The 23,605-nt window shown below is 69.5% G+C and carries 25 protein-coding genes; 12 read left to right on the forward strand and 13 right to left on the reverse strand.

Annotated elements, in window-relative coordinates; genetic code table 11:
• Position 1 precedes the first annotated feature (1 nt).
• From fba to ABIC70_RS08255, 3 genes are read left to right on the forward strand one after another with little or no spacing between them, the layout of a single operon-like run.
• Positions 2–1,072, forward strand: a complete 1,071-nt coding sequence (gene fba, locus ABIC70_RS08245; RefSeq protein ID WP_043345222.1) for a class II fructose-bisphosphate aldolase — start codon at positions 2–4, stop codon at positions 1,070–1,072.
• Positions 1,073–1,092: 20 nt separating this feature from the next.
• Complete coding sequence (locus ABIC70_RS08250) at positions 1,093–1,737, forward strand: thiamine phosphate synthase (RefSeq protein ID WP_043380249.1); 645 nt, start codon at positions 1,093–1,095, stop codon at positions 1,735–1,737.
• 44 nt (positions 1,738–1,781) lie between these two features.
• The gene (locus tag ABIC70_RS08255) at positions 1,782–2,786 is read left to right on the forward strand and encodes an SEL1-like repeat protein (protein WP_306307416.1); all 1,005 of its coding nucleotides are present in this window, start codon (positions 1,782–1,784) and stop codon (positions 2,784–2,786) included.
• Positions 2,787–2,789: 3 nt separating this feature from the next.
• Here the strand turns inward: ABIC70_RS08255 and ABIC70_RS08260 are convergent, their stop codons facing one another.
• From ABIC70_RS08260 to ABIC70_RS08270, 3 genes are read right to left on the reverse strand one after another with little or no spacing between them, the layout of a single operon-like run.
• Positions 2,790–3,230 (reverse strand): cupin domain-containing protein, encoded by a 441-nt coding sequence (locus ABIC70_RS08260; protein ID WP_051044584.1) that lies wholly within the window; start codon positions 3,228–3,230, stop codon positions 2,790–2,792.
• On the reverse strand, positions 3,227–3,640 hold the full coding sequence (locus ABIC70_RS08265) for a carboxymuconolactone decarboxylase family protein (protein WP_043345227.1): 414 nt from the start codon (positions 3,638–3,640) through the stop codon (positions 3,227–3,229). Before ABIC70_RS08265 ends, ABIC70_RS08260 begins: the two co-directional genes overlap by 4 nt.
• Positions 3,641–3,667: 27 nt before the next feature.
• Positions 3,668–4,093: a DUF779 domain-containing protein gene (locus tag ABIC70_RS08270; protein WP_354439425.1), complete on the reverse strand. Its 426-nt coding sequence runs from the start codon at positions 4,091–4,093 to the stop codon at positions 3,668–3,670.
• A gap of 148 nt (positions 4,094–4,241) precedes the next feature.
• Here ABIC70_RS08270 and ABIC70_RS08275 point away from each other — a divergent pair, with 148 nt between their 5' ends.
• Positions 4,242–4,535 (forward strand): hypothetical protein, encoded by a 294-nt coding sequence (locus tag ABIC70_RS08275; RefSeq protein WP_354439426.1) that lies wholly within the window; start codon positions 4,242–4,244, stop codon positions 4,533–4,535.
• A gap of 81 nt (positions 4,536–4,616) precedes the next feature.
• Here the strand turns inward: ABIC70_RS08275 and adh are convergent, their stop codons facing one another.
• From adh to ABIC70_RS08300, 5 genes are all read right to left on the reverse strand, one after another.
• Positions 4,617–6,140, reverse strand: coding sequence for an aldehyde dehydrogenase (gene adh / locus ABIC70_RS08280; protein ID WP_043345235.1), 1,524 nt, complete (start codon positions 6,138–6,140; stop codon positions 4,617–4,619).
• Between the two features lie 310 nt (positions 6,141–6,450).
• On the reverse strand, positions 6,451–6,798 hold the full coding sequence (locus tag ABIC70_RS08285) for a DUF3325 domain-containing protein (RefSeq protein WP_279897619.1): 348 nt from the start codon (positions 6,796–6,798) through the stop codon (positions 6,451–6,453).
• Positions 6,795–8,288: a PepSY-associated TM helix domain-containing protein gene (locus ABIC70_RS08290; RefSeq protein ID WP_354439427.1), complete on the reverse strand. Its 1,494-nt coding sequence runs from the start codon at positions 8,286–8,288 to the stop codon at positions 6,795–6,797. Before ABIC70_RS08290 ends, ABIC70_RS08285 begins: the two co-directional genes overlap by 4 nt.
• A 26-nt stretch (positions 8,289–8,314) precedes the next feature.
• The gene (locus ABIC70_RS08295) at positions 8,315–8,626 is read right to left on the reverse strand and encodes a hypothetical protein (protein WP_043755044.1); all 312 of its coding nucleotides are present in this window, start codon (positions 8,624–8,626) and stop codon (positions 8,315–8,317) included.
• Between the two features lie 528 nt (positions 8,627–9,154).
• Entirely contained in the window at positions 9,155–9,940 is a 786-nt protein-coding gene (locus ABIC70_RS08300; protein ID WP_043755040.1) for a cold-shock protein, read from the reverse strand.
• A 315-nt stretch (positions 9,941–10,255) separates the two neighbouring features.
• On the opposite strand from ABIC70_RS08300, the gene ABIC70_RS08305 reads away from it, so the two are divergent.
• The 4 genes from ABIC70_RS08305 to ABIC70_RS08320 all read left to right on the forward strand — a co-directional run bounded on the left by ABIC70_RS08305 (position 10,256) and on the right by ABIC70_RS08320 (position 13,417).
• On the forward strand, positions 10,256–10,729 hold the full coding sequence (locus tag ABIC70_RS08305; RefSeq protein WP_012317168.1) for a response regulator: 474 nt from the start codon (positions 10,256–10,258) through the stop codon (positions 10,727–10,729).
• Positions 10,730–10,839: 110 nt separating this feature from the next.
• Complete coding sequence (locus ABIC70_RS08310; RefSeq protein ID WP_043345257.1) at positions 10,840–11,922, forward strand: Ppx/GppA phosphatase family protein; 1,083 nt, start codon at positions 10,840–10,842, stop codon at positions 11,920–11,922.
• A gap of 10 nt (positions 11,923–11,932) precedes the next feature.
• The gene (locus ABIC70_RS08315; RefSeq protein ID WP_043380271.1) at positions 11,933–12,658 is read left to right on the forward strand and encodes an RlmE family RNA methyltransferase; all 726 of its coding nucleotides are present in this window, start codon (positions 11,933–11,935) and stop codon (positions 12,656–12,658) included.
• Positions 12,659–12,994: 336 nt separating this feature from the next.
• Positions 12,995–13,417, forward strand: a complete 423-nt coding sequence (locus ABIC70_RS08320) for a hypothetical protein (protein WP_354439428.1) — start codon at positions 12,995–12,997, stop codon at positions 13,415–13,417.
• 69 nt (positions 13,418–13,486) lie between these two features.
• Here the strand turns inward: ABIC70_RS08320 and ABIC70_RS08325 are convergent, their stop codons facing one another.
• From ABIC70_RS08325 to ABIC70_RS08345, 5 genes are all read right to left on the reverse strand, one after another.
• On the reverse strand, positions 13,487–14,575 hold the full coding sequence (locus ABIC70_RS08325; RefSeq protein ID WP_043755033.1) for a DUF4167 domain-containing protein: 1,089 nt from the start codon (positions 14,573–14,575) through the stop codon (positions 13,487–13,489).
• A gap of 420 nt (positions 14,576–14,995) precedes the next feature.
• Complete coding sequence (prmC, locus tag ABIC70_RS08330) at positions 14,996–15,880, reverse strand: peptide chain release factor N(5)-glutamine methyltransferase (protein ID WP_354439429.1); 885 nt, start codon at positions 15,878–15,880, stop codon at positions 14,996–14,998.
• 23 nt (positions 15,881–15,903) lie between these two features.
• Positions 15,904–16,989 (reverse strand): peptide chain release factor 1, encoded by a 1,086-nt coding sequence (gene prfA, locus ABIC70_RS08335; RefSeq protein ID WP_043380277.1) that lies wholly within the window; start codon positions 16,987–16,989, stop codon positions 15,904–15,906.
• Positions 16,990–17,204: 215 nt separating this feature from the next.
• Complete coding sequence (ptsP, locus tag ABIC70_RS08340; protein WP_354439430.1) at positions 17,205–19,466, reverse strand: phosphoenolpyruvate--protein phosphotransferase; 2,262 nt, start codon at positions 19,464–19,466, stop codon at positions 17,205–17,207.
• Between the two features lie 189 nt (positions 19,467–19,655).
• Positions 19,656–20,891 carry an aspartate kinase gene (locus tag ABIC70_RS08345; protein WP_053609408.1) on the reverse strand — a complete coding sequence of 412 codons (1,236 nt, stop codon included), beginning with the start codon at positions 20,889–20,891 and terminating at the stop codon, positions 19,656–19,658.
• A 258-nt stretch (positions 20,892–21,149) separates the two neighbouring features.
• Here ABIC70_RS08345 and ubiG point away from each other — a divergent pair, with 258 nt between their 5' ends.
• The 4 genes from ubiG to ykgO all read left to right on the forward strand — a co-directional run bounded on the left by ubiG (position 21,150) and on the right by ykgO (position 23,595).
• A complete protein-coding gene (gene ubiG, locus ABIC70_RS08350) occupies positions 21,150–21,923 on the forward strand; it encodes a bifunctional 2-polyprenyl-6-hydroxyphenol methylase/3-demethylubiquinol 3-O-methyltransferase UbiG (protein ID WP_043755022.1) in 774 nt (257 codons plus the stop codon).
• Positions 21,924–21,969: 46 nt separating this feature from the next.
• Complete coding sequence (locus ABIC70_RS08355; protein WP_287091168.1) at positions 21,970–22,542, forward strand: YbhB/YbcL family Raf kinase inhibitor-like protein; 573 nt, start codon at positions 21,970–21,972, stop codon at positions 22,540–22,542.
• Between the two features lie 171 nt (positions 22,543–22,713).
• Positions 22,714–23,295 carry a PAS domain-containing protein gene (locus ABIC70_RS08360; RefSeq protein ID WP_354439432.1) on the forward strand — a complete coding sequence of 194 codons (582 nt, stop codon included), beginning with the start codon at positions 22,714–22,716 and terminating at the stop codon, positions 23,293–23,295.
• A 174-nt stretch (positions 23,296–23,469) separates the two neighbouring features.
• Positions 23,470–23,595 carry a type B 50S ribosomal protein L36 gene (gene ykgO / locus ABIC70_RS08365; protein ID WP_003601867.1) on the forward strand — a complete coding sequence of 42 codons (126 nt, stop codon included), beginning with the start codon at positions 23,470–23,472 and terminating at the stop codon, positions 23,593–23,595.
• Positions 23,596–23,605: the final 10 nt, after the last annotated feature.

Consider the following 23,605-nt stretch of genomic DNA (forward strand, 5'->3'; position numbering starts at 1 on the left):
GATGGCACGCATCACCCTCCGGCAGCTCCTCGATCACGCCGCTGAGTACGAGTACGGCGTGCCCGCCTTCAACCTGAACAACATGGAACAGGGGCTCGCCATCATGGCGGCCGCCGATGCCACCGACTCGCCGGTGATCCTCCAGGCGAGCCGTGGCGCCCGCGCCTACGCCAACGACGTCGTGCTGGCCAAGCTGATCGACGGCCTCGTCGAGATCTACCCGCACATCCCCGTCTGCATGCATCTCGACCACGGCAACAACGAAGCCACCTGCGCCACCGCGATCCAGTATGGCTTCACCTCGGTGATGATGGACGGCTCGCTGAAGGCCGACGGCAAGACCCCGGCCGACTACAACTACAACGTCGAGATCACCCGCAACGTCACCAAGATGGCCCACTGGGCCGGCGTCTCGGTCGAGGGTGAGCTGGGCGTGCTCGGCTCGCTGGAGAGCGGCCAGGGCGAGGCCGAGGACGGCCATGGCGCCGAGGGTACGCTCAGCCACGACCAGCTCCTGACCGACCCGGAGGAGGCGGTGAAGTTCGTCGAGGCCACCAAGGTGGACGCGCTGGCGGTGGCCATGGGCACGAGCCACGGCGCCTACAAGTTCACCCGCAAGCCCGACGGCGAGGTGCTGGCGATGAACGTGATCGAGGAGATCCACCGCCGCCTGCCGACGACCCACCTCGTCATGCACGGCTCCTCGTCGGTGCCGCAGGACCTGCAGGACATCATCAACCAGTACGGCGGCCAGATGAAGCCGACCTGGGGCGTTCCGGTCGAGGAGATCCAGCGCGGCATCAAGCACGGCGTGCGCAAGATCAACATCGACACCGACAACCGCATGGCGATGACCGGTCAGATCCGGAAAGTCCTCACCGAGAACCCCTCCGAATTCGACCCGCGCAAGTACCTGAAGCCCGCAATGGAGGCGATGACCAAGCTCTGCAAGCAGCGCTTCGAGGAGTTCAACACCGCCGGCAAGGGCTCGAAGATCCGGCCGATCTCGGTCGCCGAGATGGCCAAGCGCTACGCCAGCGGCGCCCTGGATCCGAAGATCGGCGCGCGGTAAGGCGCCGGTTGTCGCCCCCGATGAGCACCAATGCCCGCCTCGCCCTTCTCGGACCGCACGGTCTCGACGCCGAGGGACTCGAAGGCTTCGTGGCGGCCCTGAAGGCCGCCTGCGAAGCGGGCGATGTCGCCGCCGTGATCCTGCGGCTCGCCGCCACCGACGAGCGCGGGCTGACGGCCCGCGTGAAGGCGGTCGCTCCGGTGGCGCAGGAGCGGGGCGCGGCCCTGGTCGTGGCCTGTCCGGGTTTCACGGGTGATCTCGCCACGGTGGCGATCCGCGGCGGCGCCGATGGCATCCATGTCGACAAGCCGCGCGACCTGAAGGATCTGCGCGGCCGGCTGCGCGACGGGCGCATCCTCGGTGCTGGAGGCATCGAGACCAAGCATGGCGCCATGGAAGCCGGCGAGGCGGGTATCGACTATCTGATGTTCGGCGGGCTGTATCCGGACGGTGTCGCGCCGGAGGCGGAGACCGTCCGGGCCCGCGCCACCTGGTGGGCCGAAATCTTCGAGACGCCGTGCATCGCGGTCGCCGTCGCCGCCGACGAGATCGGGCCGCTCGGCGCGACAGGCGCGGAGTTCGTGGGATTGGAGAGCGGCCTCTGGCTGTCGGATCCGGCAGCCGTCGAGCGGGCCCAGCGCGTCCTTCGGGAGGCTGCCGCGTGAGGCGCCGCAACGCCCCTCATCTGTTGGCTTTCGTCGGAGCGGCAGTGCTCGCTCTGCCGACCTGGGCCGTCTCCGCTCCGGCCGACCCGGCCGCGACCGCGGCGCCCGGATCGATCGGGTCCACCGCGCAGACCGGCAAGAAGCCGATGCCGGAACTGCCGAGCCCCTATACGCCGAACTACACCCGGGGCGCCGTGCCGCCGCAGGGCGGTCAGCCGCCGGATCTCGCCTACGGCGCCTATCAGAAAGGCCAGTACGTCACGGCCTTCCGCGAGGCGACGAAGCGCATCGAGGCGAATCCGAAGGACGCCGCCGCCATGACGCTTCTCGGGGAGCTGTACAACCAGGGCCTCGGCGTGAAGCAGGACCCGGTGAAGGCCGCCGACTGGTATCGTTTGGCCGCCGCACAGAACGACCCGTCCGCCATGGCATCCCTCGGGCTCATGGCGCTCGACGGACGCGGTATGCCGAAGGATCCGAAGGCCGGGCGCCGATGGCTGGAACAGGCCACGTCCCAAGGCTCACCGACCGCCGCCTACAATCTCGGCCTGATCCTGATCGGCACCGGGGCCACGGCCGACGAGGCGGCGGCCGCCGCGCAGTTCCGCAAGGCGGCCGATGCGGAGATCGGCCCCGCGCAGCACGATCTGGGCGTTCTCTACCTGCAGGGGCGCGGGGTGCCGAAGGATCCGTCCAAGGCGGCGGAGTTGTTCCGGCGCGGCGCCGACAATGGCGATCTCGCCAGTGAGGTCGAGTACGCGATCCTTCTGTTCAACGGCACCGGCGTCACCAAGGACGAGCGGGCGGCCGCCCGCTATTTCCTGCACGCGGCCTCGCGCGGCAACGCCATCGCGCAGAACCGCGTCGCGCGCCTCTACGCGGTCGGCCGTGGCGTCGCCAAGAATCCCGTCGAGGCTGCGGCCTGGAACCTTGCCGCTGCCGGACAGGGCCTGTCCGACGCGTGGCTGGATCAGACGCTGTCCGGCCTTTCCGCCGACGAGCGCTCGCGCGCCGAGCGCCTCGCCAATGAGCGGATCGAACAGCGCTGAGCGCTACCCCTCGGCCTTGGACCAGTCGACGCCGGCCTCGAGGTGCGGCAGCAGGACGACGCTCTCCTGCTCGTTGGGATCCGTCCGGGCGATCACGGCGGTGACGGGCTCCGTCTGGCTGCGGTTGTAAGGCAGGTGCGGCACGTCGGCGGCGATATAGACGAACTCGCCGGCCCCCGCGATCGCGTGATGCTCCAGCCGCTCGCCCCAGAAACAGCCTGACACCCCCGACAGCACGTAGATCGCCGTCTCGTGCGATTCGTGCTTGTGCGCATGGGCACGCTCCCCGGGCGGTATCTCCAGAAGCTGCATGTGCAGCGCCTTCGAGCCCACGGCTTCGGCGGAAACCGCCGGCCGGTAGATGTGCCCCTGCTTGCCGCGGAAGGGCGCACTCTCGCGCACCACCCGGAAACCCTGCTCTCCTTGACCGGACACGGAACTCATGGACCTTCCTCCACTCTGAAGGCGGGATCGACCGGGATCTGCATGCCATTCACCAGCGCGTTGGTCTGGTTGGCCATGCCGACCACCGCCAGGAACTCGCCGTGCTGCGCGTCCGTCAAGCCCTTGGCCCGCGCAGCGGCGGTGTGGGAATGGATGCAGTACGGGCATCCATTGGCGATCGAGACCGCGATGTAGACCAGCTCTTTGGTCAGGGGATCGAGTGTTCCCGGTCCCATGACGGTCTTCAGGACGGACCAGGTCCGTTCGAGCAGTGCCGGATCGTTGGCGAGGCCCCGCCAGAAATTGTTGATGAAGTCGGAGCCGCGGGTCGCCCGGATGTCGGCGAACACGGCGCCGATGCGCGGGTCGGTTTCGGCCTCGGCATCGGACCAGAGTTTGACGGTGGCCATCGTGCCCCCTCCCCGCGAAGCTCGTCTTCAGAGTTTGCAGGCCCCTTCGAGGGCCCGGTTCTCCGCGTCGGAGAACAGGCGCGAGCGAATATGGAAGCGCTTCTCGCGACCATTCTCCAGCGAGAACATGCCGCCGCGCCCCGGCACCACATCGAGGAGCAGGTGGGTGTGCTTCCAGACCTCGAATTGCGACCGGCTGATGAAGAACTCGGCGCCGCCGACGGTGCCGAGTCGGACGTCCCCGTCGCTCACCAGGAAATCACCGACGGGGTAGCACATGGGCGAGGAGCCGTCGCAGCAGCCGCCGGACTGATGGAACATGACCGGGCCGTACTCGCTCCGCAGCTCGTCGATGAGAGCGAGAGCCGCCGGGGTGGCGGTCACCCGCAGGGGTGTCCCGTCGGCGCCGGCCTGCTCGGCGACGTTGGCGTCCAAGGTCCGGTCCGAATTCATGCCATCCTCCCCAGTCGATGTTGAAATATGCGCGGTTGCCGGCGGGTTTCCACCGCAACGCGAGCGAATGCAGGTCCCGAAACGTCGCGATGCGCGTTGTGTCGACGGAGGGCGGCGGTTGCCGCCCGACGCCTCGGGAGCGCCCGTCATGTCAGTTCTCAGAAAAGCCGCCTGCGTCGTCCTTGCCCTGACCGGTCTCGCCGGTCCCGCCGCCGCCGAACCGCTGTCGCTCCGCGTCCAGCCCCGCGAACAGCCGCTGTTCGTCCAGCATGCGTGGCGCGTCGCGGGGAATCCCAACGTCACGCCCGACAATCCCATGGGTGTCATCGGCTGGGACGGTCCGCCGGACGACGTGCCCAGCGTCAGCGGCGATGCCGGCCCGATGGCGCCGGGCTCGATCGTCAACGCCCCCTTCGAGGGCTACGGCTACGGCCTCAACTGAGCGCGGTGTTGCGGGATCGAAAAAGCCCCGGCCGTGAGGCCGGGGCTGAAGTTGTCTCGGGGGGTTAACCCGGGAAGAAGCTCAGAAGAAACCGAGCTTCTTGGCCGAGTAGCTGACCAGCATGTTCTTGGTCTGCTGGTAGTGATCGAGCATCATCTTGTGGGTCTCACGGCCGATGCCGGACTGCTTGTAGCCGCCGAAGGCCGCGTGAGCCGGGTAGGCGTGGTAGCAGTTCGTCCAGACGCGGCCGGCCTGGATCGCCCGGCCGAAGCGATAGGCGCGGGTGCCGTCGCGGGTCCAGACGCCGGCGCCGAGGCCGTAGAGCGTGTCGTTGGCGATCGCGAGCGCCTCGGCATCGTCCTTGAAGGTCGTGACCGACAGGACCGGGCCGAAGATCTCCTCCTGGAAGATCCGCATCTTGTTGTGACCGCGGAACACCGTCGGCTTCACGTAGAAGCCCTCGGCGAACTCGCCCTCCTTGACGTTACGCTCGCCGCCGGTGAGCAGCTGGGCGCCCTCCTGCTTGCCGATGTCGATGTAGCTGAGGATCTTCTCCATCTGCTCGCCCGACGCCTGGGCGCCGATCATCGTGGCCGGATCGAGGGGCGAGCCCTGCGTGATCGCCTCGACGCGCTTCACCGCCCGCTCCATGAAGCGGTCGTAGATCGACTCATGCACGAGCGCGCGGCTCGGGCAGGTGCAGACCTCGCCCTGGTTGAGGGCGAACATCGTGAAGCCTTCGAGCGCCTTGTCGAAGAAGTCGTCGTCCTCGTTCGCCACGTCGGCGAAGAAGATGTTCGGCGACTTGCCACCGAGTTCCAGCGTCACCGGGATCAGGTTCTGCGACGCATACTGCATGATGAGGCGGCCGGTGGTCGTCTCACCCGTGAAGGCGATCTTGGCGATCCGCGGCGAGGAGGCGAGCGGCTTGCCGGCCTCCAGGCCGAAGCCGTTGACGATGTTGAGCACGCCCGGCGGCAGCAGGTCGCCGATGATCTCGGCCAGCACCAGCACAGAGGCCGGGGTCTGCTCGGCGGGCTTCAAGACCACGCAATTGCCGGCGGCGAGCGCCGGGGCGAGCTTCCACACCGCCATCAGGATCGGGAAGTTCCACGGGATGATCTGGCCGACCACGCCCAGCGGCTCGTGGAAATGGTAGGCGACCGTGTCGTGGTCGATCTCGGAGATCGAGCCTTCCTGCGCCCGCACGCAGCCGGCGAAGTAGCGGAAGTGGTCGATGGCCAGCGGGATGTCGGCGTGGGTCGTCTCGCGGATCGGCTTGCCGTTGTCCCAGGTCTCGGCGAGGGCGAGCAGATCGAGGTTCTCCTCCATCCGGTCGGCCATTTTGAGGAGGATGCGGGCGCGCTCGGCCGGCGCCGTGCGGCCCCAGGCCTCCTTGGCGGCGTGGGCGGCGTCGAGCGCCTTCTCGACGTCCTGCGCGTCGGAGCGGGCCACCTCGCACACCACCTTGCCGGTGATCGGGGAGGTGTTCTCGAAGTAGCGGCCGGCCGCGGGGGCGACCCACTGGCCGCCGATGAAGTTCTCGTAGCGGGCCGAGAACGGCGACTTGACCTTGGCGTCGCCGAGGAATTCCGGCTTGTTCATCGCTGTGTTCCCTCCATAGGCCCCGGCCTCGCGAACCGCGGCTCTTGGGCTTAAGCTGGCGCTCGGGCGACCGATCGTCGGGGCCGCATCCGCTTCCGCTCTGTTCGCAGCCAATGGCTTTTGGCCTGCCGAATCAAGGTGGACTTTTGGCCAGTGCGCGAGTGGGCCGATCCTACGCTCTTCCGGACCTCACCGCGAGCGGACAGATGTCCTCGGCGTCAGAGTGGTCCGAACCGCCTTCGGAGGCCATTCCCGCGTCTCGATGACCGTTCGAATCACCGCCAATCGACGAAGACTCCGATGCGCCTGCTTACCTGAACAGGGCGAGCGGAGCGGCCGCCGCCGCGAGCGGCAGCGCCGCCAGGGCCGCGTTGCGCAGCCAAGTCGGCCGATAGGCGATGAACGCCACCACGATTAAGGCGGACCCGGTCAGCGATCCGATCCACTGCACCGGGCCGAAATTCCAGCCGGCCGCCGCGATGGCCGCCGCGAACGAGAGGGCGAGCCCGCACCAGCCTGCCATCCGCAAGCTGGCGACGCGCCGGTCCGGGACGCTGATCCGGTAGGCTGCCCGGTGATGCCGGTCGAGGCTGAGGGCCAGGGCGGCGAAGCCCGAGAAGCTCAGGAGAAGGCTGAGGATCAGTGCCGCCGCAGTCATGCTTCCGCCGCCCGGGACAGGCTGGGCTGGCCGTGCCGCGATTCCGCCGGCCGTCGCCGTGCCGCCAGCCGGGAGCCCGCGACAAGGGCCAGACCCACAGCCGCCATCGCCGCATCGAAGCCGAGGAACCGGTTCTGGCCCACGAGGACCGCATCGACCAACGGGATCGCCAGGAAGGCGCAGGCCGCCACCCTGAGGGCGAATGGCCACGCCCGCTGTCGCGGATACAGGGCTGCGGCGAGCGCCGCGGCGACCCAGGCGGCGAAGAATACGCGGACTTCCCAATCGGCCCGGGCCTCGAGCCCGTAGGGCAGCAGACGGTTGGCCAGAAAATAGGCCGCGAGTCCCACCGGCAGCCCCGCGATGGTGCCGAGGTTGAGGAATCGCACGAGCCGTAGACCGAATCGGTCGGGATCCGCGCCCTTGGGCGCCCGCGCCACGGTCCAGAGGACCAGCCCGCTCGCAACCGTGGCCGCGCCCATCACGCCGCAGAGGAAGAACACGAGACGCAACGGAGCGGCCGCGAAATGCGCCTCGTGCAGCCCCGCCATCACGGCGGCCGTCCGGGTCGCGGCGCCAGCGTCGCTGACGCGCGCAAGTTCCGCGCCGGTTCCGGCCGCATAGACGATCTGCGGATGGAGATGCGCCAGCCCATGCGGCTCCTCGAAATACGCCGTCGCGGTCGCATTGGCGTCCCCGGGAAGCGTCACCATCAGCATCTCGGGCGTCTCGCCGCCCGCCGCGCTGGCGCGCGCCACGATCTCGCCCAAGGGGAGCGGCGCGCCCGGACGCCCGGCGGGGCCGGCTCCCGGCGCCGCCAACCCCGCCTCCGCATAGTACCGGAGCAGGTCGTCGCCGTAGACGGCCTTCACGCCCCAGGGCATGAGCATCGACGACAGGGTGACGAGGCCCGTGTAGACGATCATCAGGTGGAAGGGCAGCGCCAGAACGCCCATCACGTTGTGGGCGTCGAGCCAGCCGCGCTGGACGGACTTGTCCCGGCGGAAGGTGAAGAAGTCGGCGAAAATGCGCCGGTGTGTCACGATCCCGGAGATCAGCGCGATCAGCAGGATCATCGCGCAGCCCGAGACGATCCAGCGCCCCCAGATCGGCGGCAGGCTCAACTCGAAGTGAAAGCGGTAGAGGAAGTCGCCGCCCCGCGTGTCGCGGACGCGTGCGGGTTCGCCCGTCACCGGATCGAGCAGCGCCTGATGGTAGGGCCCATCCAGGTTCTGCCACCAGTAGACCTCGACGACCGAAGCCTCGGCGTTCGGCAGCTTGACCGACCAGCCGGCGGCGTCCGGCATGGTTTTGCGCAGGAACACACCGGCGCGCGTTGCCGCCACCACCGGATCCGGCGCCTCCTCGGACAGCTCGGGCCGCATCCATCGCGAGATGTCGCTGCGGTAATAGCTGGCCGTCCCGGTGACGAAGATGGCGAACAGCACCCAGCCGACCACGAGGCCGGACCACGTGTGCAGCCACGCCATGGACTGGCGGAAGCTCCGCGCGCGGCTCACAGGGCGACCCCGTGCCTGAAGCCGCCGGCCAGCAATAAGGCCACGGTCAGGAGAAGCGCCGCAGCCCCCAGGACCAGGGTGGCACGCGCGATCGTCCGGGCGGCGAACACCCAGATCACGGCCGCCGCCATGATGCTGAAGCTCGCGAGGGTCGCGGCGGATACCGCTTCGGCCCTCGGGCCGGGGAGAATCAGCGCGAGCCAGGCGCACGCGAGTGCGGCAACGGCATAACCGCCGAACGCCGCCAGAAGCACCCGGCCGGCGACCGCCAAGCGATCGGCCAGCGTGGGCACGGCATGGGCACTCATCGCGCGCCCTCTCGCTTCCGTGAAGTCATAACGCGACCTAGCAGCGGCTGCGCCCGGCAGGCAACGCGTATGTTCCAGAACGATTCCAGTGTGAATTGAGGCGGTTAGGATGGCCCGGGTCGGGCCGAGAGATGAAAGTCCCGGCTTGCGCGGCAGCCCGTCTCAACGACCGGTCGTTCCGGGCGTTGCGGATCGGTCGGATCCGCGGATCGCGATGGCGGCATTCCGGGCACTCGGCGGCAGATCGGGGCCGGCCTCCGGTTTGGAGAGGGCCGACGATCCGGCGGTCACGGGGCGGCCTCCCTCAGGGCCGCGGTGCCCGGTGCCCCAGCCGTAGCCCGCGTTGATCCCGGCATAAAAGCCCGTGAAATCCTCAGCCCGGGCGCTGCCCGAAAGCAGGAGCAGAGCCGTCGGCAGCATCAAGCAGCGCATCGATCGTCCAGGAACGAGAAAGGCGACGGTCCCAGACAGGACCGCCGCCTCGTAGTCTTCTCAGGATCGCGGCGGCAAAGCGACCGCCGCGCGCCCTCAATCCTCGACGTTGATGCTCTGAGCCTCGCGGCCCTTCTGACCCTCGACCACGCCGAGCGTGACCTGCTGGCCTTCGGCGAGCGAATCGAGCCCGGCGCGGGACAGAGCGGAGCGGTGCACGAAGACGTCCTTACCGCCGTCGTTCACCGACACGAAGCCGAAGCCCTTGGCGGGATCGTACCACTTCACGGTGCCGCTCATCTCGACGGACGGGCCGCTGGCGAAGCGGCCACCACCGCCACCACCACCGAAACCGCCGCCGCCGCCGTAACCACCACCGCCGCCGCGGTCGCGGTCACCGTAGCCGCCGCCAGCGCCACCACCGAAGCCGCCGGTGCGCGGACGGAACTCGCGCCGGGGCGCAGGCGCCTCGGCCGTGGACGTGTCGACGCTGGTGACGCTGGTCACCTGCGGGCCCTTCTGACCCTGGGCCGTCGTGACCGTCAGCCGGGTGCCCGGCATCAGGTCATCGTGGCCTGCCGCCTCGACGGCGCGGATGTGGAGGAAGGCATCGCCCGAACCGTCGCCGAGTTCGACGAAGCCGAAGCCCTTCTCCTTGTTGAACCACTTGACCGTCGCATCGCGCTCCGGTCCGGACGCGACCGGTGCCGCGCCGCGCGCCGGACCACGGTCGAAACCGCCGCCGCCGAAACCGCCGCCGCCACCGCCGAAACCGCCGCCGCCGTATCCGCCGCTCGGGGGTGCCTGATCAGGCCATCTCGGCTCGCCACCCTCGTCGAAGCCGCGCTTCTGCGGCCCCCTGAAATCACGACCACGTCCCATCGAAAGCTCGCAAAAACCGTCCGCCGCCCTTGTCTCGAATACCGCGTGCGCGCCATCCCAGACAGCCCACGCCCCGCACTATCATTACCCCAGGTCGCGGTAACCAAGAATAACGCCCCAGTCCTGACGCAATCGGGCCTTGACCGCAAGGACCTTCTTGGCTCAGACGCGCCCGTTTCGTTACTTTCTTGCGGCAAACAACGGAGTCCGCCCCCGATCCCGGGTCGGTCCTTACTCATTCGAGGGAAGGCATTAGCGAAACGCAAAGGCTGTCCCGCCTAGACTCGGCGCCGCGCCCCGCAGAGCCCGCCGGCCATGATCGCGACCCCGACCTTCCCCGATCTCTCGGCCCTCGTCGTCGACGAGAGTCTCTACATCCGCCGAATCGTGCGCGACATGCTGATGCGCGTCGGTATCAAGCGGGTCCTGGAGGCGCCGGACGGGGCGGAGGCGCTGGGCGTGCTGGCCGAGAGCAAACCCGATATCAGCATCATCGACTGGGACCTGTCGATCCTGTCGGGCGAGGAGTTCATCCGGCTCGCGCGGACGCCGACCACCTCTCCCTGCCCCACGATCCCGATCATCCTGATGCTGGCCCAGCCGCGCCGGAACGTGGTCGACCGTGCGGTGGCGCTCGGCGTCAACGAGATCATCGCCAAGCCGTTCTCGCCGAAGACCCTGTGGTCGCGCCTGGACGAGGTGATCAATCGGCCCCGCCCCTATTCCCAGGTGAAGAGTCTCCTACGCCCGATCCCGCGCCGGGCCAGCGCCATGAAGGCCGTCGCCTGATCGCGACCGCGATGGGGCGTTGCAGTTCCCCGCTGAGCCTGTAGGGTCACAGATCAACAAAGGCCGAGCGCGACGCTCAAGGCCGACCCGAAGGATCGACGGCCGCGCCGATGAGGGACGAGACCGCCGCGGCCGCGCCGTCCCGAATCCAGACCGGCGCGGTGCCGCTTCAGACGCCAGCCCCCTTGCCGGGCCGTGAGCGTCGGCGCGCCGCCTACGCGGCGCTCGACCTCGGCACCAACAATTGCCGCCTGCTGGTCGCGGAGCCGACCTTCAGCGGCTTCCGGGTGATCGATGCGTTCTCACGGATCGTCCGTCTCGGCGAGGGCCTCGGCACGTCGGACCGCCTCAGCGAGGCGGCCATCGAGCGGACCGTGGAGGCCCTGCGGATCTGCAGGTCCAAGATGCAGGCGCGCGGCGTGCAGCGGGCCAAGATCATCGCCACGGAGGCCTGCCGCCTCGCGGTGAACGGGGCCGCCTTCGTGGAGCGCGTCCGCCGCGGCGTCGGCCTCGACCTCGAGATCGTCGATCGGCAGACCGAGGCCTATCTCGCGGTCACCGGCTGCGCGGCGCTGGCGGATCCGCTGGCCGAATCGGTGATCATCTTCGACATCGGCGGCGGCTCGACCGAGATCGCGTGGCTGGACGGCGCGGCGGCCAATCCGTCGACCGATCCGACGCTCAGGATCCGCGCCTGGGATTCGCTGCCCGTGGGCGTGGTGACCCTGGCCGAGCGCCACGGCGGCGCCGAGGTCACCCGCCGCATGTTCGAGGGCATGGTCGAGGAGGTGGCCGAGAAGCTGTCCGCCTTCGCCCTCCGGGCCGCTGCCGCCGCGACCGCGCCCCATTTCCACCTTCTCGGCACGTCTGGCACCGTCACGACCATCGCGGCGATGCATCTGCGGCTCGCGCGCTACGAGCGCCGGCGGGTCGATGGATTGTGGATGACCGACGCCGCAGTCTCCACCGCCATCGACGACCTGCTCGACACGCGGCTGGAGCAGCGCGCCGACAACCCCTGCATCGGTCGCGACCGCGCCGATCTCGTGCTCGCGGGCTGCGCGATCCTCGAGGCGATCCGCCGGGCGTTCCCCTCGGAGCGCCTGCGCATCGCCGATCGCGGCCTGCGCGAAGGATTGCTGATGAACATGATGCGGGAGGACGGGGTCTGGAACCGGAAGGCTGTCCGATGAGGGCCCCACGATGAGCGACCGTCGCGGCGGCGCGAGCTCCGGCGGCGGGGTCCGGGGCGACCTGAAGCAGCGGGTGAAGACCGGGCGTGGACGGACCCTGTCGCAGAAGCGCTGGCTGGAGCGCCAGCTCAACGATCCCTATGTGGCGCGGGCCAAGCGCGAGGGCTATCGCTCGCGGGCGGCCTACAAGCTGCTGGAGATCGACGAGCGCTACAAGCTGCTCCGGCCCGGCCAGAAGATCGTCGACCTCGGCGCGGCTCCCGGGGGCTGGTCGCAGGTGGCCGCCCGGGTGGTCGGACCGTCGGGCCGGATCGTGGGCATCGATCTCCTGGAGATCGAGCCTATGGCCGGGGTCGAGTTCATCACCCTGGATTTCCTCGATCCCGAGGCGCCGGCGCGGCTGACCGGCATGCTCGGCGGCCCGGCCGACCTCGTGATGTCCGACATGGCCGCCAACGCCACCGGCCACAAGAAGACCGACCATCTGCGCATCATCGGCCTCGCCGAGACGGCGGCGGAATTCGCCCGGGAGATCCTTGGGCCGGGCGGCGCCTACCTGGCCAAGGTGCTTCAGGGCGGGACCGAGGGCGCCCTGCTCACCGACCTGAAGCGCGACTTCGCCACGGTCCGCCACGTCAAGCCCGCCGCCAGCCGAGCCGATTCGAGCGAGCTCTACGTCCTCGCGACCGGCTATCGCGGCACCTCGGCGCACACCGCGCCCTCCGACGCGGAGTGAGCCGGCCGGCGGTGCTGGTCGCCTGGGCCCTGTCGGTCGTCAATCCAGCGCCGCGGCCCCTGCGCAGGCTTGGCTATGTCCGGCAGAGCGGCCTGCTTCACGCGCGATAGCGCCGCTGCCGGGCGGTCTGGGCACCGCATCTCGCGCAGGCGCGGGGCACGATCGCGGCGGCGGCCGAGGGAACGGGGCATTGCCGACATGCGGTCGTGCTCGGCTCCGGCCTGCTCGACGACGTGCCGCCGGACGATCTCGCCCGCCTGTTCGATCGGATCGGCCTCGTGGATGCCGTGCATCCCTGGCCGGCCCGCCGCCCGCCGATACCCGAACGTGGCGCTGGTGACCGCCGAGATCAGTGCAGGCCTCGCCGGGTCCTGGGCGGATCTCTGCACTGGCGCCGACCTCATCGTTTCGGCAAACCTGCTGTCGCAGCTTCCGACCGCCTCGATCGAGGCCCACGAGGCCCGGGGCCGCGCGGCCCCGCCCCTTCTCGGGGCACATCTGGTCGAGACCCACCTGAGAGTCCTGGACACCCTGGCAGGCCGGGTCGAGCGCGTCTGCCTGAACACCGACACGGTGCAGCGCGCGGAGGATCGGTCGGGGCGCATCACCGACAGCCTCGATTTGCTGTTCAAAGTCGAGCTCCCGCCTGCGGAAGCGGCTTTGGACTGGAAGATCGGGCCGTTCGGCGCGAGCGGCCGGCGGCACCGTCTGATCCACCGGGTCCAGGCCTGCCCGGACTGGAAAACCGTGCCAAGCTGAGCCCGTAACGACAGAGGCCGCTCCGGTTGCCCGGAACGGCCTCTCTTCAGTGCTTCCTGCAGCTTTGGCTTACTCGGTCGGCACGTCTGCCGGCGACGTGTTGGCGCTGCCCTCGTCCGCGGCGCTCTCGAAACGCGGGCGGCGGCGGCGGCGGGGCTTGGCGGCCGGAGTTTCCTCGGCCGCAGCCTCCGGCTCGGGAGCAGGCGACGGTTCAGCCGGCGGGGCGGGACGCGCAGGGGCCATCAGGAATGCCGGCAGGCCGGTCGGCTCCTCGGCCTCCACGACAGGCGCAGGCTCGCGGCGGCGCTCACGACGGGGCGCTGTCTCGCCCTGACGTCCGGCCTCGCCGCGGGGAGCCCGCTCGGGCCGCCCCTCCGGACGCGTTTCCTGCCGGGCTTCGGACCGCGGAGCCTCGCCGCGGCCGCTCTCGTAACGCCCCTGATCGCCGCGCGTGTCCTGCCGGGCGTCTTGCCGATCATTCTGCCGAGCATCCTGGCGCGTATCTTGACGCGTATCTTGGCGAGGATCCTGCCGGACGTCCTGGCGGTCCTGCCGGCCGTCGTGACGCTCCTGGCGATAATCCGGACGCCCGTAATCCTGACGGTCCTGCCGGTTCTCCTGCCGATAGTCCGGCCGTTGATAATCCTGGCGCTGATAGTCCTGACGCGGCTGGTCCTGACGCCGGTAATCCTGGCGCCCGCCGTTGTCGAACCGCCGTTGATCGCGGTTCTGGAACCGGTCACGGCCCTGCCGACCGTCCTGGTTTCCGTCCTGACGACCCTCGTAGGGCTGCGGCTGCTGGCCGGGATCGGCGTCTTCATAGCCGCTATAGCCGTGACCGTTCTGCGATCCGCCGTTGCCCTGGGCCTCGTCGTCGCCCTCTTCCATGTCGTCATCATAGGGACGACTGGCGTAGCCGGCGGTATTAGCCGGGCGATTCTGTTCCTGGGCACCGGAAACGATGCGGAAATAGTGCTCGCCATGCTGGAAGTAGTTTTCAGCCGCAACTGGATCGCCGGCCGCCAGAGCATCCCGCGCAAGCTGCGCGTACTTGTCGGCGATGTGCTGCGCCGTGCCGCGGATTTTGACGTCGGGACCGTTGGATTCGTACGAGCGCGTCAGCGGATTCGGACCCTTCGGCCGGTTCCGGCCGCGCATCCGTCGATTCTGGTTTGGTCTCATCGGTCTGTAATGACCCTCGTTCACGCAAACGACTGTCTACGGAGGCGCCCGGGCGGATCTCCTGGCGCAATCCGGCCAAGCGCATCCGGCGGCGCCGCGCGTGCGACCGCTCTTCGGTCCGCGCGTCTGCCTGACCATCCCTCGAAGCGGGCGCCCGGTTAAAGCCGCCGATCCTCAGTTGATTGTCAGGTTCGATTGTGTCGCACCGCCGCGCTGGCACCGGCGCGTTCTGGTTCGACGGTTAAGGGGGATCAGCGAACCAATCGGCGACCCATGGTCACCACCGACCTTACAGCCGTCCGTCTTAACGGACGGTTCGCGATCTTCAAGCCGACTCTAGCGTTCCCCGGTTGATGCAACAAGCAATTTTTCGGTGACGCGATGCTCAACCCTGACTTAGGCATCCCTGTGGCCGGATAAAAGACCCTGTGGCCGGTCGAAACTCACGACGCGGTCGCGGCCGGCGAGGTCGCGGGTCAATCCCCGATCCGGGAAGCCCGCCGCGCATGCAAGGGCCCGCACCGCCGAGGCCTGATCGTAGCCGATCTCCAGGACGAGCCTGCCGCCCGGGGCGAGCAGCCCAGCCGCACCGTCGAGAATTCTCCGGTAGGCGTCGAGGCCGTCGACGCCGCCATCCAGGGCCGCCGGCGGATCGTGCATGCGGACTTCGCGGTCGAGGGTCGCGATCACGTCATGGGCGATGTAGGGCGGATTCGAGACGACGAGGTCGAAGGTCCCGCTCAGGGCCTCGCACCAATCGCCGACGACGAAGCGGGCCCGGTCGCCGACGCCGTTGGCGACGGCATTGTCCCGGGCGACGCGCAGGGCCCCGTCCGAGCGATCGAGCCCGACCCCGCTGGCCCGGGGCAGTTCCGAAAGAAGGGCCGTCAGGATGCAACCCGTTCCGGTGCCGAGGTCCAGGCAGCGCACCGGCGCGGTCCGGTCGGGCACCGCGGCCAGCGCGACCTCGACCAGGATTTCGGTGTCCGGGCGCGGCACCAGGGTGTCGGGACCGAGCCGGAAGGGCAGGCCCCAGAACTCCCAGGCGCCCAGGATACGGGCCACCGGCTCGCCGGCGAGGCGCCGGGCGAGCGCCGCGTCGAGGGCCGCGGCTTCGTCCGCGCTGACGCGGCGCTCGCCCTCGATCAGAAGGTCGCGCGTCTCCAGGCCGAGGATTCCGAGCAGGAGGAATCGGGCATCGCCTGCCGCCTCGACGACACCCGCGACCTGCAGCCGTGCCGTGCAGGCTCGCAGCGCCTCGCGGCGCGATCTGTTCTGCATCGCGGCCGGCCTCACGACATGGCTCAGGCCATCCCCTCGGCGGCGAGAAGCTCGGCCTGATGCTCGGTGATCAGGGCGTCGACCACCTCGTCGAGGGCCGTCCCGGCCATCACCTCCTCGAGCTTGTAGAGGGTCAGGTTGATCCGGTGATCGGTCACCCTTCCTTGCGGGAAATTGTAGGTCCGGATCCGCTCGCTGCGGTCGCCGGAGCCGACCTGTGCCTTCCGGTCGGCCGCCCGGGCCGAATCCTTCGCGCTGCGCTCGGCGTCGTAGAGCCGTGCGCGCAGGAGTGCCATCGCACGGGCGCGGTTCTTGTGCTGCGACCGCTCCTCCTGGACGAACACCACGATGCCGGTCGGCAGGTGGGTGATGCGGATTGCCGATTCGGTCTTGTTGACGTGCTGGCCGCCCGCGCCCTGGGCCCGCATCGTGTCGATCTTCAGGTCCGCATCGTTGACGTGGATGTCGACCTCCTCGGCCTCCGGGAGTACCGCCACGGTGGCGGCGGAGGTGTGGATCCGCCCCTGCGTCTCGGTGTCGGGCACGCGCTGCACCCGGTGGGCGCCGCTCTCGTACTTGAGGCGGGCGAAGACGCCCCGGCCCTTCACCTCGGCCACGACCTCGCGGAAGCCGCCGACCGTGCCCTCGCTCTCGGAGATTACCTCGACCCGCCAGCCCTTCGACTCGGCGTATTTGGCGTACATCCGGAACAGGTCGCCGGCGAAGAGGGCCGCCTCGTCACCGCCGGTCCCGGCGCGGACTTCCAGGATCGCGCTCTTCTCGTCGGCGGCGTCCTTCGGAAGGAGCAGCACCTGCAGGGCCCGGTGCGCGGCTTCGAGCGCCTCCTGCGCCTCCGGCTTCTCATCGGCGGCGAGGGCCCGCATCTCCGGATCCGTGCCCGGCTCGTCGATGAGGGCCTCGACGCCCGCGAGGTTGTCCAGGGCCGCGCGGTAGCCGCGGATCGCCGCCACGACGGGGTCGAGGTCGGACAGCTCGCGGGAGAGCTGGACCACGGTCTCCGGATCGATCTCGCCGGAGCCGAGCTGCGCGGTGACGATGTCGTGCCGCGCCAGGATGGCGTCGAGGCGCTCGGTGGGAAAGGGGATCATCGCCCGTGTTTCTGCAGGTCTGCGCGTGCCGTTCCGGGCTGGGCGCGGGTCTCGTCTCGGGGGGAAGAGGCGCGTGGCTTGGAGGGACCGTGACCCGGCAGGACTTCCCCCAAATCCACGCCCCTTCCGTTCGAGAGCGGAAGCCGCGGCGCGTCGGCCGAAAGCGTCGTGGCGTTGCCGTACAACCCCGGCCGAATGTTCGGCAAGGGTCGCGGTTAAATAGGGATGCCGTGGGCGTGCGCGAAGGCCGTGAGCGCCGGGCGCAGGGAGTCGCCGTCATGCATCCGCGCCATCTCGGCGTCGATGAGTTCGGCGATGGCACCCGCATCGAGGCTCAGCACCATGGCCTTGACCGGCCCGATCGCGGCCGGCGACATCGACAGCTGCCGGTAGCCGAGGCCGATCAGCGCCATGGCGTCGAGGGGGCGGCCGCCGATCTCGCCGCAGACCGTCACCGGGCAGGAGGCCGCGTTGGCCCGCTCGGCGATCAGCCGGAAGGCGCGGAGGGCCGCCACGCTCAACGGATCGAAGCGGTCGGCGACCCGGCGATTCTCCCGGTCCACAGCGAACAGAAACTGCATCAGGTCGTTCGAGCCGACCGACAGGAAATCGGCCTCCCGGGCGATCTCGTCGATCTGGAACAGGAGCGAGGGCACCTCGATCATCGCGCCGAGGCGGCAATCGGTGGGAAGCCGGTAGCCGTGGCGCTTCAGGTAGGCCTTTTCCCGCTCGACGATGCCGCGGGCGCGCACGAACTCGTCCACCGTGGCGACCATCGGGAACATGATCTTGAGCGGGTCGCCGTCGGCGGCCTTCAGCAGGGCGCGCAGCTGCATGCGCAGCAAAGCCGGCCGGTCGAGGCCGATGCGGATCGCCCGCCAGCCGAGGGCGGGGTTCTCCTCCTCGAGCTTGGCCATGTAGGGCAGGATCTTGTCGCCGCCGATGTCGAGGGTGCGGACGGTGACGGACTTGCCCGCCGAGGCGGCGAAGACCTTGCGGTACAGTTCCTCCTGCTCGGCCGCCGACGGCATGCGCTGAGCCACCATGAACTGCAGCTCGGTGCGGAACAGGCCCACGCCCTCGGCGCCCGTCTCCTGCAGGTGGCTGAAATCGACCAGCAGGCCGGCATTGAGGTGCAGGCCGACGCGCACGCCGTCGCGGGTCTGGGCGGGCACGTCCCGCAGCGCCCGGTACTGCTCCTGCCGCCGGGCGCGCAGGCGCACCATCTCGGCATAGGCGGCCTCGACCTCGGGACCGGGCCGGACATGGATCTCGCCGGCCACGCCGTCGACGATGATGGCATCGCCCGCGTCGCACAGGGCGGAGGCATTCTCCACCTCGCCCACGGCCGGGATGCCCAGCGCCCGGGCGACGATCGCCACGTGGCTGGTTGGCCCCCCCTCCTCCAGGACGATGCCGCGCAGGGTCGAGGCCTCGTAGTCGAGGAGGGCCGCCGGCCCCATGGTGCGCGCCACCAGGATGGCGTTCTCCGGCAGCACCATGGTTCCGGCCGCTTCGGAGCCGATCAGGGTGCGCAGGACGCGGTTGGCGAGATCGTCGAGATCGTGCAGCCGCTCCCGCAGATACGGATCCGACTGGCGCATCATCCGCGCGCGGTTGTCCGACTGGACCCGCTCGACCGCGGCTTCTGCGGTCAGGCCCGACGCCACGGCCTCCCGCATGCGCCGGAGCCAGCCCTTGTCGTGGGCGAACATTCGGACGGTCTCGAGAACCTCGCGGCTCTCCGCGGTACCGATCCGGTCGCCGCGCTCCACCAGCGCGTCGATCGCCGAGCGGACCTCCTCGATGGCCGCGTCGAGGCGCGCGACCTCGCGGTCGACGTTCTCGGCGATCAGCGTCTTCACCACGACGCGGGGCTCGTGCAGCACCACGTAGCCGAGGCCGATGCCGTCGGCCAACGCGATGCCCCGCGCCAGGACCGGGCGGCGGGCCGCGGTGCCGGCATCGGGGGCCAGCCCCTCCAGCTCGCCCGAGGCGATCATCTCCGAGAGCACCATGGCGGTGGTCTGGAGCGCCTCGATCTCCTCCTCGGAGTAGACGCGATAGGTCTTGTTCTGGACCGTCAGGACGCCGAGCGTGTTGCCCGCCCGCAGCAGCGGCACGCCCAGGAAGGCGTGATAGGCCTCCTCGCCGGTCTCCGGACGGTACGAAAAGGCCGGGTGGTTCTGCGCATCCGAAAGGGAAAGCGGCTCTGCCGTGCGGGCGATCAGGCCGACCAGGCCCTCGTCGGTCCGCATGCGGGTCTGGTGGACCGCTTCGCGGTTGAGGCCCTCGGTGGCGAACAGTTCGAGGGTGTTGTCATCGCGCAGCACATAGACCGAGCAGACCTCGGCCACGACATTGGCGGCGATCAGGACGACGATGCGATCCAGGCGCGCCTGGGGGCTGACCGGCTCCGCCATCGCTTCGCGGAGGCGGCGCAGCAGCAGGCGCGGGCCTCCGGGCGCAGCGGGCATCGGTTCGTCGTTCCAGCGTCGGTGAGTGGCCTTGGCGTCGACCACCCTGCAACCTTGGCGCCAAACCCGGGACGGCTGGCACCGGATGGACCGGACCGCTGGTCCCAGAGACGCTCTGAGATCGGCGGATCGGCCCGTGACTGTCTAGTTCACACCACGCGACCCGCTCGAACCCGCGTCGTCCCAGGCTCAGGCCTGGTCCAGGCCGTATAGCGAGTGAAGCGTACGCACGGCAAGCTCCGTATAGGCGGCGTCGATCAGCACGGAGAACTTGATCTCCGAGGTGGTGATCGCGCGGATGTTGATCCCCTTCTCGGCAAGCGCCCTGAACGCCTTGGCGGCCACGCCCGCATGGCTGCGCATGCCGACGCCGATCGCCGATACCTTCACGACATCGGTGGCCCCCTCGATCTGGGCGTAGCCGATCTGCGTGCGGGCCTCGTCGAGGATGGCGCGCGAGCGCTGGTACTCGGAAGCCGGCACCGTGAAGGTCATGTCGGTGGTCGACTGGTCGCCCGACACGGTCTGGATGATCATGTCGACGTTGATGTTGGCGTCGGCCAGCGGCCCGAAGATCGCGGCGGCCACGCCGGGGCTGTCCTTGACACGGCGCAGGGTGATCTGCGCCTCGTCCCGGGAGAAGGCGATCCCGGTGATGATCTGCTGTTCCACGATGTCGTCCTCGTCGCAGATGAGGGTGCCCGGGCGCGCGGCGTCCGGCGGATCGAAGGAGGACCGGACCGTGGTCGGCACCCGGTGGACCATGGCAAGCTCCACCGAGCGGACCTGCAGCACCTTGGCGCCCAGCGAGGCCATCTCCAGCATTTCTTCGAAGGTCACCCGCTCCATGCGGCGGGCCTTCGGCACGATGCGCGGATCGGTGGTGTAGACGCCGTCCACGTCCGTGTAGATGTCGCAGCGCTCGGCCCCGATCGCAGCCGCGACCGCCACCGCCGAGGTGTCGGAGCCGCCACGGCCCAGCGTCGTCACCCGGCCGGTCTCGGCATGGACGCCCTGGAAGCCGGCGATCACCGCGACCTCGCCCTTTGCGAAACCCGCCTCGAGGTTCTTGGGATCGATCTCGGCAATCCGCGCCGAGCCATGGGCGTCCGAGGTCACGACCGGAATCTGCCAGCCCTGCCAGGAGCGGGCCTTGACCCCGTCCTTCTGGAGAGCGATCGCCAGGAGGCCCGCGGTGACGAGTTCGCCCGAGGCCACGACGGCGTCGTATTCCCGCGGGTCGTAGAGGGCGTTCGCGTCTTTGACCCAGTCGACCAGCTCGTTGGTCTTGCCTGACATGGCCGAGACGATCACGGCAACGTCGTAGCCGGCCGCCACCTCGCGGGCGACGTGGCGCGCCACGTTGCGGATGCGGTCGACGTTGGCGACGGAGGTGCCGCCGAATTTCATCACCAGACGGGGCATGGTCTCTCGGTCGCGGGTTCCCGGTGGCGATTGGACGGACCGCTGCAGCCCGGTCCGGACGGTGCCCGGCGGGTACAAGCGGCTCGGTAGAGTGTCAACAACCAGCCAAGCATGGCGCCCGCGCGCCGCGGCGACTTCCGAGCGATCTCCATGCTAGAGCGCGGACACGACGCATCGCGGCGGATCCGGCCTACCCGGCCAGCCCGGATAGAGGGGCGGACCGGATCGGGGCGGCGCCGGCATGAGGACGGAACGCGCATGGACAGGGCAGCCACGGATCGGGCCACGGATCGGGCCACGGACGGGTTCGTCGACCGCGGTGAGGTTGCGCGCTTCGATGCGCTCGCCGCCACGTGGTGGGACGAGACCGGCCCGATGCGCGTCCTCCACCGGTTCAATCCGGTGCGGCTCGCCTATATCCGCGACGCCCTGTGCCGACGGTTCGGACGCGATCCGCGCGCGCCCTTTCCGCTGGACGGGCTTTCGATCTGCGACGTCGGCTGCGGCGGCGGCGTCCTCTCGGAACCCCTCGCCCGGCTCGGCGCACGCGTGACCGGGCTCGATCCGGCCGAGCAGAACATCGCGGTGGCCCGGGCCCATGCCGAGGCGGCGGGCGTGCCGGTCGATTATCGCGGCGCGACCATCGAAGCGGTGGTCGCCGGCGGCGAGCGTTTCGACGCCGTACTGATCATGGAGGTGGTAGAGCACGTCTCCGACATGCCGGCCTTCGTGCGGACCGCCTGCGCGGGGGTTAAGCCCGGCGGACTGCTGTTCGGGGCCACCCTGAACCGGACTCTGCGCTCCTTCGCGCTGGCCATCGTCGGCGCCGAATATGTGCTCGGCTGGCTGCCGCGGGGCACGCATGACTGGCAGAAATTCGTGACGCCCGACGAACTCGCCCGCGCCATCCGGGCGGGAGGGCTCGCCGTCACCGACACGGTGGGGGTCGTCTACAATCCGCTCACGGATGGTTGGCGCACAAGCCGCGACACGGCCGTGAACTATATGGTCGCGGCCGAACGCTCTGCGTGAACGGGTTGCGTCCCCCGCCGTTGGAGACGGGACGGAGAGCGCGGCGATGCTTGAGAAAATCCCCGGGGCGGTCGGCGAAGCCCTGTCGGGCCTGAAAGCCGGTCTGGACAAGACGGCGGTCCATTCGGACTTCTCCGACATTCCCGACACCGTGACGCTGACCAGTCCGGCCTTCGCGGACGGGGCGGACATGCCGGCCCGCTTCACCGCGGACGGTGCGGGCGTGTCCCCGCCGCTCGCCTGGAGCGGCCTGCCCGCGGACACCGCTGCCCTGGTGATCCTCGTCGAGGACGCCGGGAGCCCGACGCCGCGTCCGCTGGTCCACCTGATTGCCTGGGCGATCCCGCCCGAGCCGGCCGAATTGCCCGAAGGTGCCTTGGCGAGCCCCGGGCACCCGGTCTCAGGCCACGCGTTGGGCCAAAACAGCTTCCTGCGCGCGGAATGGTTGCCGCCGGATCCTCCGACGGGCCACGGGCCGCACGACTACGTCTTCCAGATCTTCGCGCTGCGGCAGTCTCTCGCCCTGGCCGAGGCGCCGGGCCGGGGCGCACTGATCGATGCGATGCGCGGGCACGTCCTCGCAAAGGGCACGCTGACCGGCGTTTACTATCGTTCCTGATGGCGTCGCTACCCTCGAACACCATCCTGATCTGTCACTCCCATGCGTTGTGCCGTTTCGGCGGTCTCAGTATTGTGTCGACCAAATAAGTCGGCCGGGCTGAGCGTCCGGACGGACCTGGAGATCGAGTCTGTGGGCGTCGGTGTGCACACGAAGCGGCGGAGCGGCCGCATGGGGATGCGTGCCCTGGCCGAATCGGATGTCGGGACCTGGACTTGGCACATCGCCGACGACGTCCTCGAATGCGACGCCGCCGCCGCGACGGTCCTGGGCCTGCCGCGGCCGAAAGGTAGTCGGGGTACGCCCTTCGCGGCGTTCTTGGAGCACATCCATCCCGAGGACAGGCGACGGATCGGGTGCATCATCGCTGACCTTCGCCGCAAGGGCGGCCTGTATATCGCGCAGTACCGGACCGTACCGGTACCCGGCGAGGTCCGCTGGGTGCTCGTGCGCGGCCGCTATATCCGGAACGCCGAGGGCGTCGTGGACGAGGCCCACGGGATCGTCATCGATGTGACGGCGTGCAGCCGTGAGGGCTTTCTCGACGAATCGGCGTTCTACGCGACGGATGCCGCCGCCGGCGGCATCGATCAGGTCGCCGAGATGGCGCTGGCCCTTTACACGGCTGCGGAGAATGGCCTCTCCCGGCCGGGTTTCGACCGTCTGAAACCGCTCCTCGACATGCTGCTGCACCAGATCGGCCGGCAGCTCGTGATCGCCCCGGCGGTGCCGGATCTCGACAGCGTCCATTGAGCAGGACCGGCAGCACGATGCCCGCTGCGCCTTGCCTTGTGGGGGCGACTCCTGATATGGCCGCGCCATCCCGCGATGCGTGAGCCGTGATCGCCGGACGCGACTGCGCGTCCTGCCTCAAGGCTACGTTCCCGATCCCTTACTGATGGACGGCCCTCCGGGCTCGAAAGACCGATGAAGATCCGCAACTCCCTCAAGTCCCTGCGTGGCCGCCACCGCGACAACCAGCTCGTGCGCCGCAAGGGGCGGGTCTACGTGATCAACAAGACCCAGAAGCGCTTCAAGGCCCGCCAGGGCTGAGACCGTTCCG

Origin of the sequence: Methylobacterium sp. 1973 (assembly GCF_040545035.1) — a bacterium.
GTDB lineage: Bacteria > Pseudomonadota > Alphaproteobacteria > Rhizobiales > Beijerinckiaceae > Methylobacterium > Methylobacterium fujisawaense.